Origin of the sequence: Streptococcus mitis (assembly GCF_000722695.1) — a bacterium.
In the GTDB taxonomy this organism is placed as follows: domain Bacteria; phylum Bacillota; class Bacilli; order Lactobacillales; family Streptococcaceae; genus Streptococcus; species Streptococcus mitis_O.
Genome location: NZ_JPFU01000013.1, coordinates 338,447 through 361,112, shown reverse-complemented (window position 1 = coordinate 361,112; position 22,666 = coordinate 338,447). Strand labels below are relative to the sequence as shown.

Below are 22,666 nucleotides of genomic sequence, written 5' to 3'. Positions count from 1 at the left end.
AAATCGTCAGACTTTTTTCATTTTTATGAGAAACGTGCTAACTGCTAGAAATTATGGTAGAATAAAGTATTAAGTAATCGTGAAAAAAGGATATCTATGCGAAAAGAAATTGCACCTGAATTATACAACTATAACAAGTTTCCTGGTCCTGAGTTCCATTTACATGGGGACAAGGTCGAAACGGAAGGGATAGCTTTTTCCTTGGTGGAAAATATCAAGGATGCCTTTGATGTGACGGCTTTTAATCAGCGTTTTTCAGAAGTCTTAACCAAGTTTGATTATATCGTGGGAGACTGGAGCAACGAACAGCTTCGCCTACGAGGTTTTTATAAGGATGATCGAACAGAAGAAAAACTTGAAAAAATCAGTCGTTTACAAGACTACCTTTTAGAGTATTGTAGTTATGGTTGTGCCTATTTTGTCTTAGAAAATGAAGCCCCTAAGCGAGCATCATTTGACAAGAAAATGCGTAAGAAGGAAGAAGAAACACCTTCTAGAAAAGGAAAGAAATCGGCTCAAACAAAACGAAAACCGAATGCAGATAAGAAAAATAGACGTCGTCAGAAAGACCAGCATTCTCAGAAAGAGGACAAGGGACAACGTCATTTTGTCATTCGTCAGAAGTGAGTAGTAATAAGGAGAAGAAATGAAACCGTCAATTTATAGTTTAACACGTCAAACCATGCAGGAATGGGTATTGGAGCAGGGAGAAAAGAAATTCCGTGCAGATCAAATCTGGGAATGGCTTTACCGTAAACGTGTCCAGTCATTTGAAGAGATGACCAACCTTTCCAAGGATTTGATTGCTAAGCTTAATGACCAGTTTGTGGTCAATCCCTTGAAACAACGTATTGTTCAAGAGTCTGCTGATGGGACAGTTAAATATCTTTTTGAATTACCAGATGGTATGTTGATTGAGACGGTGCTTATGCGCCAGCATTATGGCTTGTCTGTCTGTGTGACAACTCAGGTCGGCTGTAATATTGGTTGTACCTTCTGTGCTTCTGGATTGATTAAGAAACAACGTGACCTCAATAACGGTGAAATCGTAGCGCAAATCATGCTGGTTCAGAAATATTTTGATGAGCGTGGTCAGGATGAGCGCGTCAGCCATATCGTTGTCATGGGAATCGGTGAACCATTTGATAACTACAACAATGTTTTGAATTTCGTCCGTACCATCAATGATGACAAGGGAATGGCAATCGGTGCTCGACATATTACAGTTTCAACATCTGGATTGGCTCACAAGATCCGTGATTTTGCTAATGAAGGAGTTCAGGTCAATCTTGCCGTTTCTCTTCATGCACCTAACAATGAATTGCGCTCAAGCATCATGAAGATTAACCGTGCCTTTCCGATTGAAAAACTCTTCGCCGCTATCGAGTACTATATTGAAACAACTAATCGCCGTGTAACCTTTGAGTATATCATGCTCAATGAAGTCAATGATGGTGTAGAACAGGCTCTTGAGTTGGCTGAATTGCTCAAGAATATCAAGAAATTGTCTTATGTCAACTTGATTCCTTATAACCCAGTTAGTGAGCATGACCAATATAGTCGTAGCCCAAAAGAGCGCGTCATGGCCTTCTATGATACTCTTAAGAAAAAAGGGGTCAACTGTGTGGTTCGTCAAGAACATGGAACTGATATTGATGCAGCTTGTGGACAATTGCGTTCTAATACAATGAAACGTGACCGCCAGAAAGCAGTCGCAGCAGTCAATCCTTAATGATGAAGAAAACTCATAATCATATTTTGGTCTGGGGAGTCATTTTCTATAGCATTTGTATCGTCTACTTTTGTTTTACTCCTCAAGAACATTCTCCCGTAGGAGTGGAAACTCCAGGTATTCAGCATCTTGGACGCCTGGTTTTTCTTTTGACTCCTTTCAATTCTTTCTGGAAACTGAGTGAAGTGAGTGATGTGGGACAATTATGCTGGATTTTTTTACAAAATATCCTCAATGTCTTCTTGCTTTTTCCTCTGGTCTTCCAACTCCTTTATCTCTTTCCAAACTTAAGGAAAACAAAAAGGGTTCTTCTTTTCAGTTTTCTAGTTAGTCTTGGAATTGAGTGTACGCAGTTGGTCTTGGACTTTTTCTTTGATTTCAATCGCGTCTTTGAGATTGATGATTTGTGGACCAACACCTTGGGTGGATATTTGGCTTGGCTCCTCTATAAACAATTACATAAAAACAAGATAAGGAATTAAAATGAGTATTTTAGAAGTTAAAAATCTGAGTCACGGTTTTGGTGACCGTGCAATTTTTGAAGATGTGTCCTTCCGTCTCCTCAAGGGAGAACATATCGGTCTAGTCGGTGCTAATGGTGAAGGAAAATCAACCTTTATGAGCATTGTGACTGGTAAGATGTTGCCAGATGAAGGGAAAGTCGAATGGTCTAAATATGTGACGGCTGGTTATTTGGACCAGCACTCTGTCCTTGCTGAAGGCCAATCTGTTCGTGATGTTCTCCGTACAGCCTTTGATGAGCTATTCAAAGCTGAAGCCCGTATCAATGACCTTTATATGGAAATGGCTGAAGACGGAGCGGATGTTGATGCTCTCATGGAAGAAGTGGGCGAACTCCAAGATCGTCTGGAGAGTCGTGATTTCTATACCTTGGATGCTAAGATTGACGAAGTGGCGCGTGCTCTTGGTGTCATGGACTTTGGTATGGATACGGATGTAACTTCTTTGTCAGGTGGGCAAAGAACCAAAGTGCTTTTGGCCAAGCTCCTCCTTGAAAAGCCTGATATCTTACTTCTGGACGAGCCAACCAACTACTTGGATGCTGAGCATATTGACTGGCTCAAGCGCTATCTCCAAAACTATGAGAATGCCTTTGTTCTTATTTCACATGATATTCCATTCCTCAATGATGTGATTAATATCGTCTATCATGTGGAAAATCAACAGCTGACGCGTTACTCTGGTGACTACTACCAGTTCCAAGAAGTCTATGCTATGAAGAAATCTCAGCTAGAGGCGGCCTACGAACGTCAGCAGAAAGAGATTGCAGACCTAAAAGACTTTGTCGCTCGAAACAAAGCGCGTGTTGCAACACGAAACATGGCCATGTCTCGTCAGAAGAAATTGGATAAGATGGATATTATCGAACTGCAAAGTGAGAAACCAAAGCCGTCCTTTGATTTTAAACCGGCTCGTACACCAGGGCGCTTTATTTTCCAAGCCAAGGATTTGCAAATTGGTTATGACCGTCCTCTGACTAAGCCTTTAAATCTTACCTTTGAACGCAATCAAAAGGTTGCCATTATCGGAGCAAATGGTATTGGGAAAACAACTCTCTTGAAGTCTCTTTTGGGAATTATCCCGCCAATCACTGGGGAAGTGGAACGCGGTGACTACCTAGAACTAGGTTATTTTGAGCAGGAAGTAGAAGGTGGTAATCGTCAAACACCACTTGAAGCTGTCTGGAATGCCTTTCCTGCACTTAACCAAGCTGAAGTCCGTGCAGCCCTTGCCCGTTGCGGTTTGACAACCAAGCATATTGAAAGCCAAATTCAGGTCTTGTCAGGTGGGGAACAAGCTAAGGTTCGTTTTTGTCTCTTGATGAATCGTGAAAACAACGTTTTAGTGCTGGACGAGCCGACCAACCACTTGGATGTGGATGCCAAGGATGAACTCAAACGCGCTCTCAAAGAATACAAGGGATCGATTCTTATGGTCTGTCACGAACCAGACTTTTATGAAGGCTGGATGGACCAAATCTGGGATTTTAACAAGCTAACTTAAAAATGAGGATAAAAGAAATACAGTACCGTATGTGGATACTGTATTTTTTGGTTTTTAAGATTTAATACTCTTCGAAAATCTCTTCAAACCGCGTCAACGTCGCCTTGCCTTATGTATAGTTACTGACTTCGTCAGTTCTATCCACAACCTCAAAGCAGTGCTTTGAGCAGCCTGTAGCTAGTTTCCTAGTTTGCTCTTTGATTTTCATTGAGTATAAAATCGTAGTCTTTCACGATTTCAATGCTGTCGATAGTAATTGCAGTCGTTGGCTTGTCTTTCTCATCTTTTTCGGTTTTAGCAATCTTATCTACAACATCCATCCCGTCAATCACTTGGCCAAAGACTGGGTGTTTGCCATCTAGACTAGGATTTCCACCTTCTTTGTAGGCTTCGATGATTTTCTTTGGATACTTGCTTGTAGGGAGTTTAGCAGAGGTATCTGTGGAGTTTTGGTTGATGAAGAACTGGCTGCCATTGGTGTTTGGTTGACCAGTATTAGCCATAGAAAGAGCACCACGGATGTTATAGAGATAAGGAGTGATCTCGTTTTTGAAACCAGTTCCCTTGTCTTTTGTCTTATCCTTGTCATGCCAGATGGACTGACCGCCTGTACCGTCTCCCTTTGGATCTCCAGTTTGAACCATGAAGCCATCGATGACACGGTGGAAGGTAATGCCGTTATAGTAGCCTTCTTTGGCATGAGTGAGGAAGTTTTCAACTGCTAGAGGAGCCAGTTTAGGGAAGAGCTTAATGCGGATATCTCCTTGACTTGTGTGGAGAATCACTTCAGCTTCATCTCCAGCAACTTCTTTAGATAGTTGTGGGAAATTGGCGTTTTCGTTTGTTAAAGCATCGTTTAACTCCTTGGCAGATTGGGCAGCTACTTTGGAACTTTCTTCAGCAGCAAGACTGGAATCAACATAGTCATTACCACGCAGACTGCGTTGGATGCTACTACATCCAGCTAGGGCTATAGTTGATAGTAAAAGAAGGGTTGCTAGTTTTTTCATTCTGATCCTCTCAAAAATTCATTTCTACCATTGTACCTTAAAAGGAAGGGGATTTCAAATGTTAGTGACAAGGTAATTTTAGAGAAAATCAACCAAAAAATCACTTGATTAAAGATTTTTCTTTGGATGACGGTCGATAATTCCCTTGTATTGTTCCAGTATCTGCTCCCCTTTAGAGTCAATTTGTAGCCACGAATTGAAAAGTGACTTGCCAATTCTTCTTCTGAAAAGTTGTTATGAAGGGCTTGTTCCAGATCTGTAGCCTTCATCTTAGATAGTTCTGTAATTCCCTTGCTTTTCAGAATATTCTTTTTCATAGTAGCATTGAGATGATCAAGTGAATCAGAAGCAGTTTCAATGACAGTATAACCTTTTTCTACCAGAGTTTTAGATGCTTAGGGGTATCAATACCATAAGTGTACTCGAAGTATTTAGGAAACCAGGTTTCGGTGGTAAAAGTGCCAAACTGGATTCTCCATAGTAAAATGATATCTCCTGCTAGTAAATCATCTGTTAATAATTCCATGTTTCTTTTGGGAGCAGGCTTGGGATTTAGGAGCCAAGTATTCAAATCTCGTTCAGGAGAGATGAAGGGTTTGAGTTGATGGTCTTTATAAAATGTTTCTAATACTCTTCGAAAATCAAATTCAAACTACGTCAGCTTTGCCTTGCCGTACCTAAGTACAGCCTGCGGCTAGCTTCCTAGTTTGCTCTTTGATTTTCATTGAGTATAAAATAGTATTCACTGATAGCCTCTTTCAAACATTTATTTCCTACTTCTAACAAATTTCTAAATGGTTTAAAAATTTTATAGTCTGTCAAGTTTTTTTCTTGACACCTGTCAGAAATCTGCTATAATAGAACATGTGCTAAATAGCTCAGCTATTTCACCGAAATAAAAAATAAGAAAAGAGACTTTAAAAATGGCAGTTAAAATCCGTTTGACTCGTATGGGTTCTAAGAAAAAACCTTTCTACCGTATCAACGTAGCAGATTCACGTTCACCACGTGACGGACGTTTCATCGAAACAGTTGGAACATATAACCCACTTGTTGCTGAAAACCAAGTAACTTTGAAAGAAGACCGCGTTCTTGCATGGTTGGCTGATGGAGCTCAACCTTCAGATACAGTTCGTAACATCCTTTCAAAAGAAGGCGTATTGAAAAAATTCCACGATTCTAAATTCTCAAAATAAGTTTAAAGTAGGTTGACAGATGGATACGATTGAAAATCTCATTATTGCGATTGTGAAACCCTTGATTTCACAACCAGATGCCTTAACTATCAAGATTGAAGATACACCAGAGTTTTTGGAATATCATTTGGATCTTGATCAAAGCGATGTGGGTCGTGTAATTGGTCGTAAGGGTCGCACTATTTCTGCGATAAGAACGATTGTCTACTCTGTCCCAACTGAAGATAAAAAAGTAAGAATCGTTATTGACGAAAAATAAGAAGGGCGGGACGAATGTCTCGCTTTTTTTGCAAGGAGCAGGATATGAAGGATTTAACGTTTAGACAATTACAAGACTACCTACTGGAACATTACCAGCAGTCTCGAACTGAGGAAGGCCTCTTTATCAAGCTAGTGGAGGAAGTTGGAGAAGTAGCCGAGGTTTTGAATGGTCGTTCTGGTAGAAAAGATGGCGTTCAGGATTCTAACGAGGAATTAGCAAAAGAACTTGCTGATATTATTCACTACACTGTCGCAATCGCCGTCATCAACGACATAGATCTAACCAAGACCATTTTTGAAAAAGACAAAAAGGCGGCTATCAAATATCAGCATGAACGAGATTTGGAAGGATTTTTGAAAGGGGACAAGAGTTGATGTCCTCTTTCTCCAACTTGAGAAAATCCCTGGAACGTGATAAAATAAAGGATAAGGATTTTTAATAATTCATTATACAGAATGAGTGGATTTCTTTATGAAGAGGATTGAAGTATCTACAGAAATTGGTAGTCTCTCTGTTACTTATCAAAAGCAAAAGAAAATGCTAGTTTGTTTAAGTGGCGCAGGTTTGTTACCAAGTTATGAAAATTTTTCACTTATACTCGAAAAGCTTCCTCCCACAATTGGTTATTTGACAATTGATTTTCCAAACACAGGTAGGAGTCCGATTCATGACCAAGCTGGAAAAAATCTAGATAATCTTGCAGATGCGGTTTATAAAGTACTTGAAGAATTGGCGATTTCTGAATATATACTTTGTGTACATAGTTTGAGTGGAATTTTAGCTTGTAAATTGCTCAAGAAACCAATTAAGTATCAGGCTTTAGTAGCAATTGAACCGACAACTAAAAACGTCATGTTTGCTGATTTTTCAGAAAATCCTTATCCAGAAATGGAAGAGCAGATGAGGCTGATTGACGAGTGTGGTCCTGAACTTTATTTTAAGAACTTAACTCAAGCCACATTTAACCCTGAAACTAATAAAGAAATCTGGGAATTAATGCAAGAAAAAGGTTCAGAGTTGCAAAATCAAGATCCAGAATTTCAGATATCTGGAGAAATTACTGAGGAAGATTTTGAGAATTTGTCGGTAGAATCTCATATCCCTGTATTTATTTTTTGTCAGGCTTATAGAGAAAAAGAGTACAGAGAATCAGAATATTGGACTTCCAATACTAAACTCATTTTAGGAGGGAATCACCATTATTTACAGTGGTCTGAATCCGAAAAAATTGCGACTATTATTCGAGAATTGTCAGAATAAGATGGAAAGAAGGAGAGTACAGGAGACAAGATGAACTACTTTAATGTTGGGAAAATCGTCAATACGCAAGGGTTACAGGGTGAGATGCGAATCTTGTCTGTGACAGATTTTGCAGAAGAACGGTTTAAAAAAGGGGCTGAGCTGGCCTTGTTTGATGAAAAAGATCAGTTTGTCCAAACAGTGACCATCGCTAGTCACCGTAAACAGAAGAACTTTGACATTATCAAATTCAAAGATATGTACCATATTAATGCTATCGAAAAGTACAAGGGATACAGTCTCAAGGTCGCTGAGGAAGATTTAAACGATTTAGATGATGGTGAATTCTACTATCACGAGATTATTGGTTTGGAGGTCTATGAGGAAGATAACTTGATCGGAACCATCAAGGAAATCCTACAACCAGGTGCCAATGATGTCTGGGTGGTCAAGCGAAAAGGCAAACGAGACTTGCTCTTGCCTTATATCCCACCAGTGGTTCTCAATGTCGATATTCCAAATAACCGCGTCGATGTGGAAATCTTAGAAGGGCTAGACGATGAAAATTGATATTTTAACCCTCTTTCCAGAGATGTTTTCTCCACTGGAGCACTCAATCGTTGGAAAGGCTCGAGAAAAAGGGCTCTTGGATATCCAGTATCATAATTTTAGAGAAAATGCTGAAAAGGCCCGTCATGTAGACGACGAGCCATATGGAGGTGGACAGGGGATGTTGCTCCGAGCGCAACCTATTTTCGATGCCTTTGATGCTATTGAAAAGAAAAATCCGCGCGTCATTCTCCTAGACCCAGCTGGCAAGCAGTTTGATCAGGCCTATGCAGAGGATTTGGCTCAAGAGGAAGAACTTATCTTTATCTGCGGTCACTATGAGGGCTATGATGAGCGGATCAAGACCTTGGTGACAGATGAGATTTCCTTAGGAGATTATGTCTTAACTGGAGGAGAATTGGCAGCTATGACCATGATTGATGCTACGGTACGCCTGATTCCAGAAGTGATTGGAAAGGAGTCTAGCCACCAAGATGATAGTTTTTCTTCAGGCCTTCTCGAATATCCTCAGTACACACGTCCCTATGATTATCGTGGTATGGTTGTGCCGGATATTCTGATGAGCGGGCACCATGAAAAGATTCGTCAGTGGCGCCTGTATGAGAGTTTAAAGAAAACCTACGAACGCAGACCGGATTTGCTTGAACATTATCAACTGACAGCAGAAGAAGAAAAAATGCTGGCAGAAATCAAAGAAAACAAAGAATAAAGGAGAACCCTATGCAAGTAATCAAACGTGATGGAGAAATTGCTGAATTTAATCCAGATAAGATTTACCAAGCTATCTTAAAGGCAGCCCAGACTGTCTATGTATTGACAGATGATTTGCGTCAAAACCTTGCACAAGTCACTAAGAAAGTGGTTTTGGATTTGGAAGAAGCCAAGGTGGAACGTGCTACCATTAGCATGATTCAGTCTATGGTTGAACACCGTTTATTGGGTGCAGGTTACATTACCATTGCAGAACACTACATTTCCTATCGTCTACAACGAGATTTGGAAAGAAGTGGTTATGGAGACCATATCGCTGTTCATTTACATTTTGAACAAATTCGCTAAGAAAAAGAGTGGGATGAAGCAACTACATCTCACTCTTTCTTAAATCTATTTTTTTGAGCTGTTTGGACAGTTGAAGGGACAAATCGCAGGCGTTGAATATCGCTTATGCGGATAATACGGCTTACATTTTTAGCAAAATTTTTCACGATAATTTGCTGGCGTTGCTGATCGTATTTGATGATATCACCTGTAAAACTTGTCTCAGACAAGATAAGGTGAACAGCAGTTTGTTTCTGGATAGCCTCTTCAATAGTGGCTGTAAGGGAGTTGCTTTCAGTATGGTCTGGTTGATCATGTCCATTTAAAAAGTCATGTATTTTATCTAGAACTTGCTGGAATTTATGTCTCATATTGGCCTCCCTTCTTTTATATCAATATTATATAAAATTTTCCTAAAATCTACAAGATTTTACGAATAATCAAATGAAAGCTAAAAAAGGAGAAGAAAATGGCAGAATTTACATTTGAAATCGAAGAGCACTTGTTGACTCTTTCTGAAAACGAAAAAGGTTGGACTAAGGAAATCAACCGGGTGAGCTTTAATGGTGCCCCTGCAAAGTTTGATATTCGTGCTTGGAGTCCAGATCATACTAAAATGGGCAAAGGAATTACTCTCTCAAATGAAGAATTTCAAACCATGGTGGATGCCTTTAAAGGTAACTAATACTTAATGAAAATCAAAGAGCAAACTAGGAAGCTAGCCGTAGGCAGTACTTGAGTACGGCAAGGCGAAGCTGACGTGGTTTGAATTTGATTTTCGAAGAGTATAAGTTTTCAAAATGAAAGAAAAGGATACTGAGTCATGACAACTCGATATCCTTTTTTAGTTAGTAAAGTAAGCCTGATTTTTAAGGCGTTGAAGTAATGGACGGCTAATAAAACTAATGGTAATAATTTTACCAAGATCTGGGATGATAAAGGGAAATACCCCCACAAGAAGAGCTTTTTCAAATGGCATTCCAGCTAGGAAATGCAATCCAATAATCCCACCAACAAAGACAAGTGTATCCCCCAAGAGATTTGCTAGAAAAATTTTGACAAAACCACTATCGCTGTTAGTTAGAGAAGAAGTAAGTCCAGAATAAACAAGATAAAACCAAAGATAGCCTGCAGTAGGACCAATCAAAGCATGAAATCCAGCTCCACCTCCTGCAAAGACAGGAAGACCGATGGCACCTAGAAGAAGATAGAGTCCAACAGAAAGTACAGCCTCTCTCGGTCTAAAGACAGTAGCAATCAAGCCAATTGCAAAGTTCTGCAGAGTGAAGGGAACAGGTCCAATTGGAAGACTGATTTGTGCTAAAACAGCAATGAGAGCAGCTCCAATAGCAGGGATAGCATAAACGTGAGCTTTTTTCAAAATAGTTAACCTCTTTTCTTATGTATAGTAACTATTATACTTAATTTAATATTATTGTCAACCTGTTTTCGTAACAAAGGTAACAAAAAACTGTAACGGCCGATTTTGCTGACTGGGTAAGTTGTTTTTATCGATTCGTGAATATCAAAAAAGAAGCCGACACATTTGTATCAGCTTTTTTGTTTCGATTAACGCATGGTTACAAATTCTTCGGATGCAGTTGGGTGAATCGCCACAGTTGCATCAAAGTCTGCCTTGGTTGCTCCCATTTTGATAGCAACAGCAAATCCTTGAATCATTTCATCAACACCGTATCCAATTCCATGAAGTCCGACAACTTTTTCTTCCGAACCAGCTGTAATCAATTTGAAACGTGTTTCTTGACGGTTGCGAGTGCAAGCAGAGTACATAGATGCAAAGTTTGATTTGTATACCTTGATTTGGTCTTGACCGTATTCTTTAATAGCTTGCTCTTCTGTCAAGCCAACAGTTCCGATAGCAGGGTGTGAAAAGACAACGGTTGGAATAGTTGAGTAGTCCATTTTTGCAGTTGTTTTTCCGTTAAAGAGACGTTCAGACAAAGTACGTCCAGCCTTGATAGCAACTGGAGTCAGTTCCTTTTCACCTGTTACATCACCTAGAGCGTAGATTCCCTCAACAACAGTATTTTGGTATTCATCCACTTGGATAAAGCCACGTTCGTTTAGAGTCACTCCAGCTTTTTCAAGTTGCAAGCCCTTAACGTTTGGACGGCGACCAGTAGCCCAGATAACTTGGCTAGCTGTGTGACTAGTACCATCTTCGAAATGAATGGTAATGCCTTCAGCAGTTTTTTCTAACTTGGCAGGGACTTTGTGAGTATGAAGTGGTAAGTTTGTTCTTTCCATTTCCTTGACCAAACCTTCAACGATATAAGAATCAAAACCTCGTAAAGGACGATCACGGCGAACAAATAGATCTGTCTTGACACCAAAGGTGTGGAGTACGCCAGCCAACTCAACGGCAATATAACCCGCGCCTAGAATAGCAACTGACTCTGGCAATTCTTCCCAGGCAAATACATCATCAGAAGAACCACCTAGTTCAGCACCAGGAATATTTGGAATACTTGGATGGGCACCAGTAGCAATCACGATATGTTTAGCACGAATCAGCTCACCATTTACGCTAACAGTATGAGAATCTACAAATTCAGCATGGCCTTCAATCAGGTCTACGCCGTTGCGTTTAAAACTGCCATCATAAGAAGAACGAGCGCGATCAATGTAGGCTTCACGATTGCGACGTAGGGTTGCAAAGTCAAAGTTAAGATCAGTAGTATTAAAGCCGTAGTCTTCTCCAAATTGATGGAAAGTCTCAGCGATTTGCGCTCCGTACCACATGATTTTTTTAGGAACACATCCGACGTTGACGCAGGTTCCACCTAATTTCTTTTCCTCAATAACGACCGCTTTGGCTCCGTGTTCACCAGCACGGTTCATGGTAGCAATTCCTCCGCTGCCTCCACCAATAGCAATGATATCATATTCTCTCATTGAAAACTCCTTTGTACTCTTTTAAATAGTAGAGTGTCATTTTTTGATAGTCATATTCTATCTTTTTTTTGATTTGATTGCAAAAATCTGCTACGTTCAAAAAAATGAAAGAAAAGGCTTGCAAAAAGGAAAAATAAAGTGTATTATATAACTAGTACAATGATTGGATGAAAATTCCGAACAATAATTAAATCCTGAAATGTCATTATTTCGTTCTCAACTGTTATTGTTTATATTGGGGAATTTTGGTATAATATTGTTAAGAACTTTAAATCAAAAAGGAGTTTCATTATGAAAAAGAATGGTAAAGCTAAAAAGTGGCAATTGTATGCAGCAGTTGGTGCTGCCAGTGTAGTTGTATTGGGGGCTGGGGGGATCTTGCTCTTTAGACAACCTTCTCATACTGCTGTAAAAGATGAAGCTACTCATCTTGTTGTTGCTAAGGAGGGAAGCGTGGCATCTTCTGTCTTATTGTCAGGGACAGTAACAGCAAAAAATGAACAATATGTTTATTTTGATGCTAGTAAGGGAGATTTAGATGAAATCCTTGTTTCTGTGGGTGATAAGGTTAGTGAAGGGCAGGCTTTAGTCAAGTACAGTAGTTCAGAAGCCCAGGCTGCCTATGATTCAGCTAGTCGAGCAGTAGCTAAGGCAGATCGTCATATCAATGAACTCAATCAAGCACGAAATGAAGCCGCTTCAGCTCCGGCTCCACAGTTACCAGTGTCAGCAGGAGGAGAAGGTGCTGCAGCCCAAACTCCAGCTCCAGTCTCAGGAAATTCAGTTTCATCTATTGATGCACAACTGGGTGATGCTCGTGATGCCCGTGCAGATGCAGCAGCGCAATTAAGCAAGGCTCAAAGTCAGTTGGATGCAACGACTGTTCTCAGTACCCTAGAAGGAACTGTAGTCGAAGTCAACCGCAATGTTTCAAAATCTCCAACAGGAGCTAGCCAGGTGATGGTTCATATTGTAAGCAATGAAAACTTACAAGTTAAGGGCGAACTATCTGAATACAACCTTGCCAACCTATCTGTAGGACAAGAAGTAACCTTCACTTCTAAAGTTTATCGAGATAAGAGCTGGACTGGTAAGATTAGCTATATCTCCGACTACCCTAAAAACAATGGCGAAGCAGCAAGTGCAACTCCTGCCACAGCAGCTGGTAATTCTGGTTCTAAATATCCATATACCATTGATGTTACAAGTGAAATTGGTGATTTGAAACAAGGATTTTCAGTAAGTGTTGAGGTCAAGAATAAGAGTAAAGCCATTTTGGTTCCTCTAACAAGTGTTGTGACTGAAAATGATAAGAACTATGTCTGGGTGCTTGACGAGCAGAAAAAGGCCAAGAAAGTGGAAGTTGGTTTGGGTAATGCTGATGCAGACAACCAAGAAATCACTTCAGGTCTGACAAATGGAGTCAAGGTCATCAGTAACCCAACGTCTTCTCTAGAGGAAGGAAAAGAGGTGAAGGCTGATGAAGCAACTAATTAGTCTACAAAATATCTGCAGAAGTTACCGTAATGGTGACCAAGAACTGCAGGTACTCAAAAATATTAACCTTGAAGTGAATGAGGGTGAGTTTGTTGCCATTATGGGACCATCAGGTTCTGGTAAGTCTACTCTCATGAATACGATTGGTATGTTGGATACACCAAGCAGTGGAGAATATTATCTTGAAGGTCAGGAAGTGGCGGGACTAGGTGAAAAACAACTAGCCAAGGTCCGCAACCAACAAATCGGATTTGTCTTTCAACAGTTCTTTCTTCTATCTAAACTCAATGCTCTGCAAAACGTAGAATTGCCCTTGATTTACGCAGGAGTTTCATCTTCAAAACGTCGCAAGTTAGCCGAGGAATATTTAGATAAGGTTGAATTGACAGAACGTAGTCACCATTTACCTTCAGAATTATCTGGAGGTCAAAAGCAACGTGTAGCTATTGCGCGTGCCTTGGTAAACAATCCTTCTATTATCCTAGCAGACGAACCGACAGGAGCCTTGGATACCCAAACAGGGAACCAAATTATGCAACTATTGGTTGACTTGAACAAAGAAGGAAAAACTATTATCATGGTAACGCATGAGCCTGAAATAGCTGCTTATGCCAAACGTCAGATTGTCATTCGAGATGGAGTTATTTCGTCTGATAGTGCTCAGTTAGAAAAGGAGGAAAACTAAGATGCAGAATCTGAAATTTGCCTTTTCATCTATTATGGCTCACAAGATGCGTTCTTTGCTTACCATGATTGGGATTATTATCGGTGTTTCATCGGTTGTTGTGATTATGGCTCTGGGTGATTCCATGTCTCGACAGCTCAATAAAAACATGACCAGATCTCAAAAAAATATCAGTGTCTTTTTCTCTTCTAAAAAAAGTAAAGATGGATCTTTTACTCAGAAACAATCAGCTTTTACGGTTTCTGGAAAAGAAGAGGAAGTTCATGTTGAACCACCAAAACCGCAAGAATCTTGGGTCAAGGAGGCAGCCAAATTGAAGGGAGTGGATAATTACTATGTAACCAACTCAACGAACGCCATCTTGACTTATAAAGATAAAAAGGTTGAAAATGCCAATTTGACAGGTGGAAACAGAACTTATATGGAGGCTGTTAACAATGAAATTCTTGCAGGTCGTAGTCTGAGAGAACAAGATTTCAAAGAATTTGCAAGTGTCATTTTGCTTGATGAAGAATTATCCATTAGTCTATTTGGATCTCCTCAAGAGGCTATTAACAAGGTTGTGGAAGTCAATGGTTTTAGTTATCGAGTCATTGGTGTTTATACTAGCCCAGAATCTAAAAATTCAAAAATGTATGGTCTTGGTGGCTTGCCTATTACCACAAATATCTCCCTTGCTGCGAATTTTAATGTAGATGAAATTGCTAATATTGTCTTTCGAGTGAATGACACAAGCTTGACTCAAACTCTGGGGCCAGAATTAGCACGAAAAATGACAGAGCTTGCTGGCTTGCAACAGGGAGAATATCAAGTAGCAGATGAGTCAGCTGTATTTGCAGAAGTTCAACAATCGTTTAGTTTTATGACGACGATTATTAGTGCCATCGCAGGAATTTCTCTCTTTGTTGGAGGAACTGGTGTTATGAATATCATGCTGGTTTCAGTAACAGAGCGTACCCGTGAGATTGGTCTCCGTAAGGCTTTGGGTGCAACTCGTGCCAATATTTTAATCCAGTTTTTGATTGAATCCATGATTTTGACCTTGTTAGGTGGATTAATTGGTTTGACAATTGCAAGTGGTTTAACTGCCTTAGCAGGTTTGTTACTGCAAGGTTTGATTGCGGGTATAGAAGTTGGAGTATCAATTCCAGTTGCCCTATTTAGTCTTGCAGTTTCGGCTAGCGTGGGTATAGTTTTTGGGGTCTTGCCAGCCAACAAGGCATCGAAGCTTGATCCAATCGAAGCCCTTCGTTATGAATAAGATCAACAAGATGGACACTCGTCTATCTTGTTTTTGTATAGATTTCCCTATCGAAAATCCTTAAAAATGTGATATAATGAAGTGTTAGAAAAACAGGTTTCATTTGCCTGGAAAGGAAAAATTATGTCTGAAAAGAATTTTTATATTACAACGCCGATTTACTATCCATCTGGGAAACTTCATATCGGTTCTGCCTACACAACTATCGCATGTGATGTCCTAGCGCGTTATAAACGCCTGATGGGCTACGATGTCTTTTATTTGACAGGGCTTGATGAGCATGGTCAAAAGATTCAGCAAAAAGCTGAAGAAGCTGGCATCACACCTCAAGCCTATGTTGATGGGATGGTAGTTGGAGTCAAAGAACTCTGGCAATTACTAGATATCTCATACGATAAATTTATCCGCACAACTGATGACTACCATGAAAAAGTAGTGGCGCAGGTCTTTGAACGCTTGCTGGCTCAAGATGACATCTACTTGGGTGAATACTCTGGCTGGTATTCAGTCTCAGATGAGGAATTCTTTACAGAAAGTCAACTTGCAGAAGTTTTCCGTGACGAAGCTGGAAATGTGACGGGCGGTATTGCTCCATCAGGTCACGAAGTTGAATGGGTATCTGAAGAATCCTACTTCCTTCGCCTCAGTAAATACCAAGACCGCTTAGTCGAATTTTTCAAAGCCCATCCTGAGTTCATCACTCCTGATGGTCGTCTCAATGAAATGCTGCGCAACTTCATCGAGCCTGGTTTGGAAGATTTGGCGGTTTCTCGTACAACCTTTACATGGGGTGTTCCAGTACCATCTAATTCAAAACACGTTGTATACGTGTGGATTGATGCCCTTCTGAACTATGCGACAGCGCTTGGCTATGGTCAAGACGAACATGGTAACTTTGACAAGTTCTGGAATGGGACTGTCTTCCATATGGTAGGAAAAGACATCCTTCGTTTCCACTCAATCTACTGGCCAATCCTTCTTATGATGTTGGATATCAAATTGCCAGATCGTTTGATTGCCCATGGGTGGTTTGTCATGAAAGACGGCAAAATGTCTAAGTCTAAAGGAAATGTCGTTTACCCTGAAATGTTAGTAGAACGCTATGGACTAGATCCACTTCGTTACTACCTCATGCGTAGCCTTCCAGTTGGTTCTGACGGAACCTTCACTCCAGAAGACTATGTCGGCCGTATCAATTATGAATTAGCCAATGACCTTGGCAATCTCCTCAACCGTACGGTTTCTATGATTAACAAGTACTTTGATGGGCAAATTCCTGCCTATGTAGAAGGTGTGACAGAATTTGACCATGCTCTTGCTCAAGTAGCTGCTGAATCAATCGCTGACTACCATACACACATGGAAGCAGTTGACTACCCACGTGCACTTGAAGCGGTATGGGCCCTTATCTCACGTACCAATAAATACATCGACGAGACAGCCCCATGGGTCTTGGCTAAGGATGAAGCTCTCCGTGACCAATTGGCAAGTGTTATGAGCCACTTGGCAGCTAGCCTTCGTGTCGTCGCTCACTTGATTGAGCCATTTATGATGGAAACCAGTCGTGCAGTCTTGACTCAACTTGGCTTGGAAGAAGTAGCAAGCCTTGAAAACTTGAGCTTGGCTGATTTCCCTGCAGGTGTAACGGTAGTTGCCAAAGGAACACCAATCTTCCCACGTCTCGATATGGAAGAAGAAATCGCCTATATCAAGGAACAAATGGAAGGCAACAAGCCAGCTGTCGAAAAAGAATGGAATCCAGACGAAGTCGAACTCAAACTAAACAAGGAAGAAATCAAGTTTGAAGACTTTGACAAGGTCGAAATCCGTGTCGCAGAAGTCAAAGAAGTGTCTAAAGTAGAAGGTTCAGATAAGTTGCTTCAATTCCGCTTGAATGCTGGTGATGGTGAAGATCGTCAAATCCTCTCAGGAATTGCCAAATACTATCCAAACGAACAAGAATTGGTCGGCAAGAAAGTTCAAATCGTTGCCAATCTCAAACCACGTAAAATGATGAAGAAATATGTCAGCCAAGGCATGATCCTATCAGCTGAACATGATGGAAAATTAACCCTTCTCACAGTTGATCCAGCTGTACCAAATGGAAGTGTGATTGGGTAAAAATAGACAGGACTAGTTCATGCTAGTTCTGTTTTTTTATTTAACTATTATGCTTTACAAACTAGTGTAGGAGTAGTATACTATAGGTGAAGATACTAGTAGGTATTACAAAATAGGTGAGAAGGGAGAAGGGATGAAAGAAACTCAACTATTAAAAGGTGTTCTTGAAGGTTGTGTCTTGGATATGATTGGTCAAAAAGAGCGATATGGTTATGAGTTAGTTCAGACTTTGCGAGAGGCTGGATTTGATACTATCGTTCCAGGAACTATTTATCCTTTGTTGCAAAAGTTAGAAAAAAATCAATGGATAAGAGGCGACATGCGTCCGTCGCCAGATGGTCCAGATCGGAAGTATTTTTCATTAACGAAAGAAGGAGAAGAGCGTGTCTCGGTCTTTTGGCAACAATGGGATGATTTGAGTCAAAAAGTAGAAAGGATTAAGAACGGGGGTTAAACCATGAAGAAAATGAAGTATTATGAAGAAACAAGCGCTTTGTTGCATGAGTTTTCTGAGGAGAATCAGCAGTATTTTGAGGAGCTGTGGGAAAGTTTTAATCTTGCTGGATTTCTCTATGATGAAGACTATCTCAGAGAGCAGATCTATTTGATGATGCTAGATTTCTCAGAAGCAGAACGAGATGGCATGAGTGCAGAGGATTATCTAGGTAAGAATCCTAAAAAAATAATGAAAGAGATTCTCAAGGAAGCACCACGCAGTTCTATCAAGGAGTCACTGTTGACGCCAATCCTTGTCTTAGTAATATTACGTTATTATCAACTACTAGGCGATTTTTCGAAAGGTCCTCTCTTAACAGTCAATTTGCTCACCTTCTTAGGGCAACTGCTCCTTTTTCTAGTTGGATTTGGGCTTGTGGCTACAATTTTACGATGGAGTTTAGTTCAAGATTCTCCTAAGATGAAAATTAGCACTTATATTGTCGTTGGGATTCTTGTTCTTCTAGTTGTTCTGGGATATGTAGGAATGGCAAATTTCATACAAGAAGGAACCTTTTATCTTCCTGCTCCCTGGGATAGTTTCCTTGTCTTTACGCTTTCTCTAGTCATCAGTATTTGGAATTGGAAAGAAGCGGTCTTTCGTCCCTTTGTCAGTATGATTGTTGCCCATCTTGTTGTAGGTTCTCTGCTCCGTTACTATGAGTGGATGGGCATTTCACACGTTTTCTTCACAAAAATTATTCCTTTAGCTGTCCTATTTATTGGAATCTTTCTCTTTTTCCGTGGATTTAAGAAGATAAAATGGAGTGAAATATAGTCAAAAAGCCGTTGCAAAGCGGTTTTTTTGTTATAATGAAGGGGAGAATTATTGATATTAAAGGAGAAAAATTTGATGAGATACATAACTCTTGGTCAAGATGACAAAGAATTATCAGAAATTGTTCTCGGAATGATGAGAATAAAAGATAAGTCTGTAAAAGAAGTTGAAGAGCTTGTAGAAACAGCACTTTCTGTTGGAATCAACGCTTTTGACTTGGCTGATATATATGGTCGTGGTCGTTGTGAAGAACTGTTAGGTCTTGTCCTAAAAAATCGTCCAGATTTAAGAGAAGAGATGTGGATTCAGTCAAAATGTGGCATTCGCATAGAAGAATTTACCTATTTTGATTTTTCAAAAGAGTATATATTACAATCAGTTGATGGGATTTTAGAAAGATTGCAGGTTGATTATTTAGATAGCCTGCTTCTTCATCGACCAGATGCTTTGATGGAATCTGACCAAGTAGCAGAAGCCTTTGATCTTCTTTATAAACAAGGTAAGGTTCGAGATTTTGGAGTTTCTAATCAAAATCCTATGATGATGGAGTTGCTTAAAAAAGATGTCAAGCAGCCGTTAGCTGTTAATCAGCTACAATTGAGTGCGGCTTTTACTCCAGGATTTGAATCAGGTTTTCATGTTAATATGGAAGATAGTCAAGCAGCTATGCGAGATGGCAGCATTTTTGAATATTGCAAATTACACGATGTGGTCATTCAAGCATGGTCTGTCTTACAATTCGGGTATTTTAAAGGGAATTTTGTTGGAAATGAGAAATTTCAAGCTTTAAATCAAGTACTTGAGCGTTTAGCTATTAAATATGGAGTAACTTCTTCAACTATTGCCGTTTCTTGGATATTGCGTTATCCAGCAAAAATGCAGGCAGTTGTAGGTACCACAAATCTTAAGCACTTGAGAGAAGTTAGCCAAGCAGTAAACTTTAGCTTAACAAGAAAAGAATGGTATGAAATTTATCTTGCTGCAGGGAATAATTTGCCGTAAGTAGAAGCAGATGTAAATAAATCACAGTCAAAAAGCCGTTTTAAAGCGGTTTTTTGTTATAATGAAGGGAAGAATTATTGACATTAAAGGAGAAAAACATGACATTTGAAGAAATGCTGCCTGGCTTAAAGGCTAAGAAAAAATATGTACGTACTGGTTGGGGAGGTGCTGAAAACTATGTCCAACTCTTTGACACTATCGAACAAAGCGGGGTTGCACTTGAAGTGACGCCCTATTTCCTAATCAACGTGTCTGGAGAAGGAGAAGGTTTTTCCATATGGAGCCCGACACCTTGTGATATTTTGGCGACGGATTGGGTAGAAGTGCATGACTAGGCGTGTACTCATTACAGGAGTGAGCTCAGGTATCGGATTAGCTCAAGCTCGCCTCTTTTTAGAGAAGGACTATCAAGTTTATGGAGTTGATCAAGGTGAAAATCCTCAATTGCAGGGTGATTTTCACTTTTTACAGAGGGATTTGACATTAGACTTGAAACCAATTTTTGACTGGTGTCCTTATGTGGATGTTTTGTGTAATACTGCAGGAGTTTTAGATGATTACAAACCACTGTTGGAACAAACGTCGCATGAAATTCAAGAGATTTTTGAAATTAACTACGTGACTCCTGTTGAGTTGACTCGGTATTATTTGACACAAATGTTGGAGAATAAAGAGGGAATCATTATTAATATGTGCTCTATTGCTTCTAGCCTAGCTGGTGGAGGTGGACACGCTTATACCTCCTCAAAGCACGCCTTGGCTGGCTTCACCAAGCAGTTGGCTCTAGACTATGCAGAAGCTGGGATTCAGATCTTTGGGATTGCTCCAGGAGCAGTCAAGACAGCTATGACCGCTGCGGACTTTGAACCAGGTGGTTTAGCGGACTGGGTGGCTAGTGAAACCCCAATCAAACGCTGGATTGAGCCAGAGGAAGTAGCAGAAATTAGCCTTTTCTTAGCAAGTGGAAAAGCAAGCGCCATGCAAGGACAAATCTTGACAATAGATGGTGGCTGGAGCTTAAAGTAGGAGTAGTTGGATGGAAATCAAAAAACACTTTGGAGTCTACGCTGTTTGCTTTGAAAATGGGAAGTTACTCTGCATTGAAAAAACGAGAGGCCCTTATCAATATCGGTATGATCTACCCGGTGGCAGTCAACAACTTGGTGAAGGACTTACGGAAACTCTGATTAGAGAAGTTTTGGAAGAGACGGGATTTACTGTTAGAAGCTACTCCAATCCTCGAATCTACGATGTTTTCGTCAGGGAAGAGTTAACAAATTTTATGGTTCACCATATCATGGCCTTGTATGATGTTGAAATGAATGGGGAGGCACCTCAAGTTACTATTTCTGAAGCTATCTCTGATGGTGTGAATGATTCACTGGGATATGTTTGGATGGATATTCAAAAAATCACAGAAGAAAATGCATCGCCATTAGTCTTGAAGGTTAAGTCTGAATTATTAGGATTTCCAGAATTGGACAAGACTTTGTATATGAATTGGAAGGTGAATGATGAAAAACCAATTAGCTCTTAGTGGCGAAAAAATTCTTGAAAAAATTTATCCTCAACTATTGCACCACGTAGGTATGATTAGAGGTGAATACTTGTTGAGAGAGCTCAATCAAAACATCATATTAGCAAGTTGTCAGCAATTTGTAAAAGATTATCTAGACACTATTTGTTCCTTGTACTCAGATGAAGAGGTCTGGTATCGTTTTTCAGAATTAACGAATACAGAAGCTAATTGTTTAGAGGGGACTAAAGAGTATTTCGATGAAAATCATCCCTTGCTTGGTTATAGAGGAACTAGGCGTTTACTGGCGTGTCTGAATGAATTTCAGGCTGAGGCAAATGTCGTTACAGAAGTTTATCAAACCAATCCCAATCTGTCTGTTGTTTTTCCTTTTGTGAATGATGCCGAGCAGTTAGAGCAAGCTATTAGAGTATTACGTCAGCATGGTTTCGCTGGAAAAATTGGCACAATGATTGAATTACCGTCAGCGTATTTTGACTTGGATAGGATATTGGAAACGGGCATTTCAAAGATTGTAGTTGGAATGAATGATTTGACTTCCTTTGTTTTTGCGACTGTGAGAAACAGTCAATGGCATGATATGGAAAGTCCAATAATGTTAGATATGCTGAGACAGATGCAGGATAAAGCAAGGACGAAAAAGATTGACTTTGCTGTGGCAGGTTATCTGAATGTTTCCTTCATACAAAAAATGAATCAGATGGGTATCAAGTGCATTATCCACTACAGTTCTATTCCAGAGATTTTTGATTTAGAGATTGATCATCCAGACCACCTCAAACATGTAAAAGAAGTGAGTAAAAAATTACAAAGGAGCAACCCATGACACCGCAAGAAATGTGGAATGCCTATAAGCAAATCAATCCCTCAATTGGAGATGAGATAGATGCCTGGGCTTTTGGAGTAGATGCTGATCTCTTGGCAGATTTGGTTTTAAGAGGAGAAAAGACAGCAACGGCTTCTGCCTACGACCTCTATGCATTAGAAGACGAACCCCTTCCACAAGAAGAAACTTTTGATGTCATTTTAGATAGTCAAAATCAGGCTGTCTGCATTGTCGAAATTACAAAGGTTTCTGTTCAGCCCTTTCATCAAGTTTCTGCTGACCATGCCTACAAGGAAGGCGAGGGAGACAAATCTTTAGCCTATTGGCGCCAGGTTCATGAAGATTTTTTCACCGAGTGGATGAGGGAGGCTGGGCTGACTTTTACACCTAACAGCAAGGTCGTTTTAGAAGAATTTCGCAAGGTCTACCCACTGTAGACTGTTAGACGGAAGAAAGTTTTGGAAATCGCCGTCCAA

At 40.1% G+C, this 22,666-nt stretch carries 29 protein-coding genes; 24 read left to right on the top strand and 5 right to left on the bottom strand.

Annotation, left to right across the window (positions count from 1 at the left end; all coding sequences use genetic code 11):
- Positions 1-96 precede the first annotated feature (96 nt).
- The 4 genes from SK629_RS07065 to SK629_RS07050 are packed head-to-tail and all read left to right on the top strand — an operon-like array spanning position 97 to position 3,757.
- A complete protein-coding gene (locus tag SK629_RS07065; protein ID WP_042901209.1) occupies positions 97-627 on the top strand; it encodes a YutD family protein in 531 nt (176 codons plus the stop codon).
- A gap of 19 nt (positions 628-646) precedes the next feature.
- On the top strand, positions 647-1,732 hold the full coding sequence (gene rlmN, locus SK629_RS07060; protein WP_000804762.1) for a 23S rRNA (adenine(2503)-C(2))-methyltransferase RlmN: 1,086 nt from the start codon (positions 647-649) through the stop codon (positions 1,730-1,732).
- Positions 1,732-2,214 (top strand): VanZ family protein, encoded by a 483-nt coding sequence (locus tag SK629_RS07055; protein ID WP_042901208.1) that lies wholly within the window; start codon positions 1,732-1,734, stop codon positions 2,212-2,214. The genes rlmN and SK629_RS07055 overlap by 1 nt, the downstream gene beginning before the upstream one ends.
- Before the next feature lies 1 nt (position 2,215).
- The gene (locus SK629_RS07050; RefSeq protein ID WP_042901207.1) at positions 2,216-3,757 is read left to right on the top strand and encodes an ABC-F family ATP-binding cassette domain-containing protein; all 1,542 of its coding nucleotides are present in this window, start codon (positions 2,216-2,218) and stop codon (positions 3,755-3,757) included.
- A gap of 185 nt (positions 3,758-3,942) precedes the next feature.
- Here SK629_RS07050 and SK629_RS07045 read toward each other — a convergent pair whose 3' ends face one another.
- Complete coding sequence (locus SK629_RS07045) at positions 3,943-4,767, bottom strand: peptidylprolyl isomerase (protein ID WP_042901206.1); 825 nt, start codon at positions 4,765-4,767, stop codon at positions 3,943-3,945.
- Positions 4,764-5,084 carry a hypothetical protein gene (locus SK629_RS12485; protein ID WP_200872348.1) on the bottom strand — a complete coding sequence of 107 codons (321 nt, stop codon included), beginning with the start codon at positions 5,082-5,084 and terminating at the stop codon, positions 4,764-4,766. The genes SK629_RS07045 and SK629_RS12485 overlap by 4 nt, the downstream gene beginning before the upstream one ends.
- A gap of 606 nt (positions 5,085-5,690) precedes the next feature.
- Here SK629_RS12485 and rpsP point away from each other — a divergent pair.
- From rpsP to SK629_RS07005, 7 genes are all read left to right on the top strand, one after another.
- Positions 5,691-5,963: a 30S ribosomal protein S16 gene (gene rpsP / locus SK629_RS07035; RefSeq protein ID WP_000268760.1), complete on the top strand. Its 273-nt coding sequence runs from the start codon at positions 5,691-5,693 to the stop codon at positions 5,961-5,963.
- A gap of 19 nt (positions 5,964-5,982) precedes the next feature.
- Positions 5,983-6,222 (top strand): RNA-binding protein KphA, encoded by a 240-nt coding sequence (gene kphA / locus SK629_RS07030; RefSeq protein ID WP_000379617.1) that lies wholly within the window; start codon positions 5,983-5,985, stop codon positions 6,220-6,222.
- Between the two features lie 44 nt (positions 6,223-6,266).
- Positions 6,267-6,599 carry a MazG nucleotide pyrophosphohydrolase domain-containing protein gene (locus tag SK629_RS07025; protein WP_042901205.1) on the top strand — a complete coding sequence of 111 codons (333 nt, stop codon included), beginning with the start codon at positions 6,267-6,269 and terminating at the stop codon, positions 6,597-6,599.
- A gap of 97 nt (positions 6,600-6,696) precedes the next feature.
- Complete coding sequence (locus tag SK629_RS07020) at positions 6,697-7,485, top strand: alpha/beta fold hydrolase (RefSeq protein ID WP_042901203.1); 789 nt, start codon at positions 6,697-6,699, stop codon at positions 7,483-7,485.
- A 30-nt stretch (positions 7,486-7,515) separates the two neighbouring features.
- Positions 7,516-8,034 carry a ribosome maturation factor RimM gene (gene rimM, locus SK629_RS07015; RefSeq protein WP_042901201.1) on the top strand — a complete coding sequence of 173 codons (519 nt, stop codon included), beginning with the start codon at positions 7,516-7,518 and terminating at the stop codon, positions 8,032-8,034.
- Entirely contained in the window at positions 8,024-8,743 is a 720-nt protein-coding gene (gene trmD / locus SK629_RS07010; protein WP_042901200.1) for a tRNA (guanosine(37)-N1)-methyltransferase TrmD, read from the top strand. Before rimM ends, trmD begins: the two co-directional genes overlap by 11 nt.
- An 11-nt stretch (positions 8,744-8,754) precedes the next feature.
- On the top strand, positions 8,755-9,093 hold the full coding sequence (locus SK629_RS07005; RefSeq protein ID WP_001196040.1) for an ATP cone domain-containing protein: 339 nt from the start codon (positions 8,755-8,757) through the stop codon (positions 9,091-9,093).
- 29 nt (positions 9,094-9,122) lie between these two features.
- Here the strand turns inward: SK629_RS07005 and SK629_RS07000 are convergent, their stop codons facing one another.
- A complete protein-coding gene (locus SK629_RS07000; protein ID WP_042901198.1) occupies positions 9,123-9,443 on the bottom strand; it encodes a hypothetical protein in 321 nt (106 codons plus the stop codon).
- A 98-nt stretch (positions 9,444-9,541) separates the two neighbouring features.
- Between SK629_RS07000 and SK629_RS06995 the strand changes: the two genes are divergently transcribed.
- The gene (locus tag SK629_RS06995) at positions 9,542-9,757 is read left to right on the top strand and encodes a YdbC family protein (RefSeq protein ID WP_000807422.1); all 216 of its coding nucleotides are present in this window, start codon (positions 9,542-9,544) and stop codon (positions 9,755-9,757) included.
- A 159-nt stretch (positions 9,758-9,916) separates the two neighbouring features.
- Here SK629_RS06995 and SK629_RS06990 read toward each other — a convergent pair whose 3' ends face one another.
- Together SK629_RS06990 and gor are read right to left on the bottom strand one after the other, a co-directional pair.
- Positions 9,917-10,453 carry a biotin transporter BioY gene (locus SK629_RS06990; RefSeq protein ID WP_042901197.1) on the bottom strand — a complete coding sequence of 179 codons (537 nt, stop codon included), beginning with the start codon at positions 10,451-10,453 and terminating at the stop codon, positions 9,917-9,919.
- Positions 10,454-10,641: 188 nt separating this feature from the next.
- A complete protein-coding gene (gene gor / locus SK629_RS06985; protein ID WP_042901196.1) occupies positions 10,642-11,988 on the bottom strand; it encodes a glutathione-disulfide reductase in 1,347 nt (448 codons plus the stop codon).
- A gap of 288 nt (positions 11,989-12,276) precedes the next feature.
- Here gor and SK629_RS06980 point away from each other — a divergent pair, with 288 nt between their 5' ends.
- The 12 genes from SK629_RS06980 to SK629_RS06925 all read left to right on the top strand — a co-directional run bounded on the left by SK629_RS06980 (position 12,277) and on the right by SK629_RS06925 (position 22,627).
- Complete coding sequence (locus tag SK629_RS06980) at positions 12,277-13,485, top strand: efflux RND transporter periplasmic adaptor subunit (RefSeq protein ID WP_042901195.1); 1,209 nt, start codon at positions 12,277-12,279, stop codon at positions 13,483-13,485.
- A complete protein-coding gene (locus SK629_RS06975; RefSeq protein ID WP_042901192.1) occupies positions 13,469-14,170 on the top strand; it encodes an ABC transporter ATP-binding protein in 702 nt (233 codons plus the stop codon). Before SK629_RS06980 ends, SK629_RS06975 begins: the two co-directional genes overlap by 17 nt.
- 1 nt (position 14,171) lies before the next feature.
- Positions 14,172-15,431 carry an ABC transporter permease gene (locus SK629_RS06970; protein ID WP_042901189.1) on the top strand — a complete coding sequence of 420 codons (1,260 nt, stop codon included), beginning with the start codon at positions 14,172-14,174 and terminating at the stop codon, positions 15,429-15,431.
- 123 nt (positions 15,432-15,554) lie between these two features.
- The gene (metG, locus tag SK629_RS06965; RefSeq protein ID WP_042901188.1) at positions 15,555-17,552 is read left to right on the top strand and encodes a methionine--tRNA ligase; all 1,998 of its coding nucleotides are present in this window, start codon (positions 15,555-15,557) and stop codon (positions 17,550-17,552) included.
- Positions 17,553-17,685: 133 nt separating this feature from the next.
- Positions 17,686-18,006 carry a PadR family transcriptional regulator gene (locus SK629_RS06960; protein WP_042901186.1) on the top strand — a complete coding sequence of 107 codons (321 nt, stop codon included), beginning with the start codon at positions 17,686-17,688 and terminating at the stop codon, positions 18,004-18,006.
- Positions 18,007-18,009: 3 nt separating this feature from the next.
- Positions 18,010-18,825: a hypothetical protein gene (locus SK629_RS06955; RefSeq protein WP_042901184.1), complete on the top strand. Its 816-nt coding sequence runs from the start codon at positions 18,010-18,012 to the stop codon at positions 18,823-18,825.
- Positions 18,826-18,900: 75 nt separating this feature from the next.
- Positions 18,901-19,827, top strand: a complete 927-nt coding sequence (locus SK629_RS06950; protein ID WP_042901183.1) for an aldo/keto reductase — start codon at positions 18,901-18,903, stop codon at positions 19,825-19,827.
- Between the two features lie 98 nt (positions 19,828-19,925).
- Positions 19,926-20,162 carry a DUF2829 domain-containing protein gene (locus SK629_RS06945; protein ID WP_042901182.1) on the top strand — a complete coding sequence of 79 codons (237 nt, stop codon included), beginning with the start codon at positions 19,926-19,928 and terminating at the stop codon, positions 20,160-20,162.
- On the top strand, positions 20,155-20,853 hold the full coding sequence (locus tag SK629_RS06940) for a 3-oxoacyl-ACP reductase (protein ID WP_042901180.1): 699 nt from the start codon (positions 20,155-20,157) through the stop codon (positions 20,851-20,853). Before SK629_RS06945 ends, SK629_RS06940 begins: the two co-directional genes overlap by 8 nt.
- Positions 20,854-20,863: 10 nt before the next feature.
- Positions 20,864-21,364 (top strand): NUDIX hydrolase, encoded by a 501-nt coding sequence (locus SK629_RS06935; protein ID WP_042901179.1) that lies wholly within the window; start codon positions 20,864-20,866, stop codon positions 21,362-21,364.
- The gene (locus SK629_RS06930) at positions 21,342-22,190 is read left to right on the top strand and encodes a putative PEP-binding protein (RefSeq protein ID WP_042901178.1); all 849 of its coding nucleotides are present in this window, start codon (positions 21,342-21,344) and stop codon (positions 22,188-22,190) included. The genes SK629_RS06935 and SK629_RS06930 overlap by 23 nt, the downstream gene beginning before the upstream one ends.
- Positions 22,187-22,627, top strand: coding sequence for an ASCH domain-containing protein (locus tag SK629_RS06925; RefSeq protein ID WP_042901177.1), 441 nt, complete (start codon positions 22,187-22,189; stop codon positions 22,625-22,627). Before SK629_RS06930 ends, SK629_RS06925 begins: the two co-directional genes overlap by 4 nt.
- Positions 22,628-22,666 lie beyond the last annotated feature (39 nt).

Bases quoted from the DNA above. Each gene is read 5' to 3' on its own strand.
- SK629_RS07065 (WP_042901209.1), top strand. From the start codon at position 97: ATGCGAAAAGAAATTGCACCTGAATTATACAACTATAACAAGTTTCCT.
- rlmN (WP_000804762.1), top strand. From the start codon at position 647: ATGAAACCGTCAATTTATAGTTTAACACGTCAAACCATGCAGGAATGG.
- SK629_RS07055 (WP_042901208.1), top strand. From the start codon at position 1,732: ATGATGAAGAAAACTCATAATCATATTTTGGTCTGGGGAGTCATTTTC.
- SK629_RS07050 (WP_042901207.1), top strand. From the start codon at position 2,216: ATGAGTATTTTAGAAGTTAAAAATCTGAGTCACGGTTTTGGTGACCGT.
- SK629_RS07045 (WP_042901206.1), bottom strand. From the start codon at position 4,767: ATGAAAAAACTAGCAACCCTTCTTTTACTATCAACTATAGCCCTAGCT.
- SK629_RS12485 (WP_200872348.1), bottom strand. From the start codon at position 5,084: ATGAAAAAGAATATTCTGAAAAGCAAGGGAATTACAGAACTATCTAAG.
- rpsP (WP_000268760.1), top strand. From the start codon at position 5,691: ATGGCAGTTAAAATCCGTTTGACTCGTATGGGTTCTAAGAAAAAACCT.
- kphA (WP_000379617.1), top strand. From the start codon at position 5,983: ATGGATACGATTGAAAATCTCATTATTGCGATTGTGAAACCCTTGATT.
- SK629_RS07025 (WP_042901205.1), top strand. From the start codon at position 6,267: ATGAAGGATTTAACGTTTAGACAATTACAAGACTACCTACTGGAACAT.
- SK629_RS07020 (WP_042901203.1), top strand. From the start codon at position 6,697: ATGAAGAGGATTGAAGTATCTACAGAAATTGGTAGTCTCTCTGTTACT.
- rimM (WP_042901201.1), top strand. From the start codon at position 7,516: ATGAACTACTTTAATGTTGGGAAAATCGTCAATACGCAAGGGTTACAG.
- trmD (WP_042901200.1), top strand. From the start codon at position 8,024: ATGAAAATTGATATTTTAACCCTCTTTCCAGAGATGTTTTCTCCACTG.
- SK629_RS07005 (WP_001196040.1), top strand. From the start codon at position 8,755: ATGCAAGTAATCAAACGTGATGGAGAAATTGCTGAATTTAATCCAGAT.
- SK629_RS07000 (WP_042901198.1), bottom strand. From the start codon at position 9,443: ATGAGACATAAATTCCAGCAAGTTCTAGATAAAATACATGACTTTTTA.
- SK629_RS06995 (WP_000807422.1), top strand. From the start codon at position 9,542: ATGGCAGAATTTACATTTGAAATCGAAGAGCACTTGTTGACTCTTTCT.
- gor (WP_042901196.1), bottom strand. From the start codon at position 11,988: ATGAGAGAATATGATATCATTGCTATTGGTGGAGGCAGCGGAGGAATT.
- SK629_RS06975 (WP_042901192.1), top strand. From the start codon at position 13,469: ATGAAGCAACTAATTAGTCTACAAAATATCTGCAGAAGTTACCGTAAT.
- SK629_RS06970 (WP_042901189.1), top strand. From the start codon at position 14,172: ATGCAGAATCTGAAATTTGCCTTTTCATCTATTATGGCTCACAAGATG.
- metG (WP_042901188.1), top strand. From the start codon at position 15,555: ATGTCTGAAAAGAATTTTTATATTACAACGCCGATTTACTATCCATCT.
- SK629_RS06960 (WP_042901186.1), top strand. From the start codon at position 17,686: ATGAAAGAAACTCAACTATTAAAAGGTGTTCTTGAAGGTTGTGTCTTG.
- SK629_RS06955 (WP_042901184.1), top strand. From the start codon at position 18,010: ATGAAGAAAATGAAGTATTATGAAGAAACAAGCGCTTTGTTGCATGAG.
- SK629_RS06950 (WP_042901183.1), top strand. From the start codon at position 18,901: ATGAGATACATAACTCTTGGTCAAGATGACAAAGAATTATCAGAAATT.
- SK629_RS06945 (WP_042901182.1), top strand. From the start codon at position 19,926: ATGACATTTGAAGAAATGCTGCCTGGCTTAAAGGCTAAGAAAAAATAT.
- SK629_RS06940 (WP_042901180.1), top strand. From the start codon at position 20,155: ATGACTAGGCGTGTACTCATTACAGGAGTGAGCTCAGGTATCGGATTA.
- SK629_RS06935 (WP_042901179.1), top strand. From the start codon at position 20,864: ATGGAAATCAAAAAACACTTTGGAGTCTACGCTGTTTGCTTTGAAAAT.
- SK629_RS06930 (WP_042901178.1), top strand. From the start codon at position 21,342: ATGAAAAACCAATTAGCTCTTAGTGGCGAAAAAATTCTTGAAAAAATT.
- SK629_RS06925 (WP_042901177.1), top strand. From the start codon at position 22,187: ATGACACCGCAAGAAATGTGGAATGCCTATAAGCAAATCAATCCCTCA.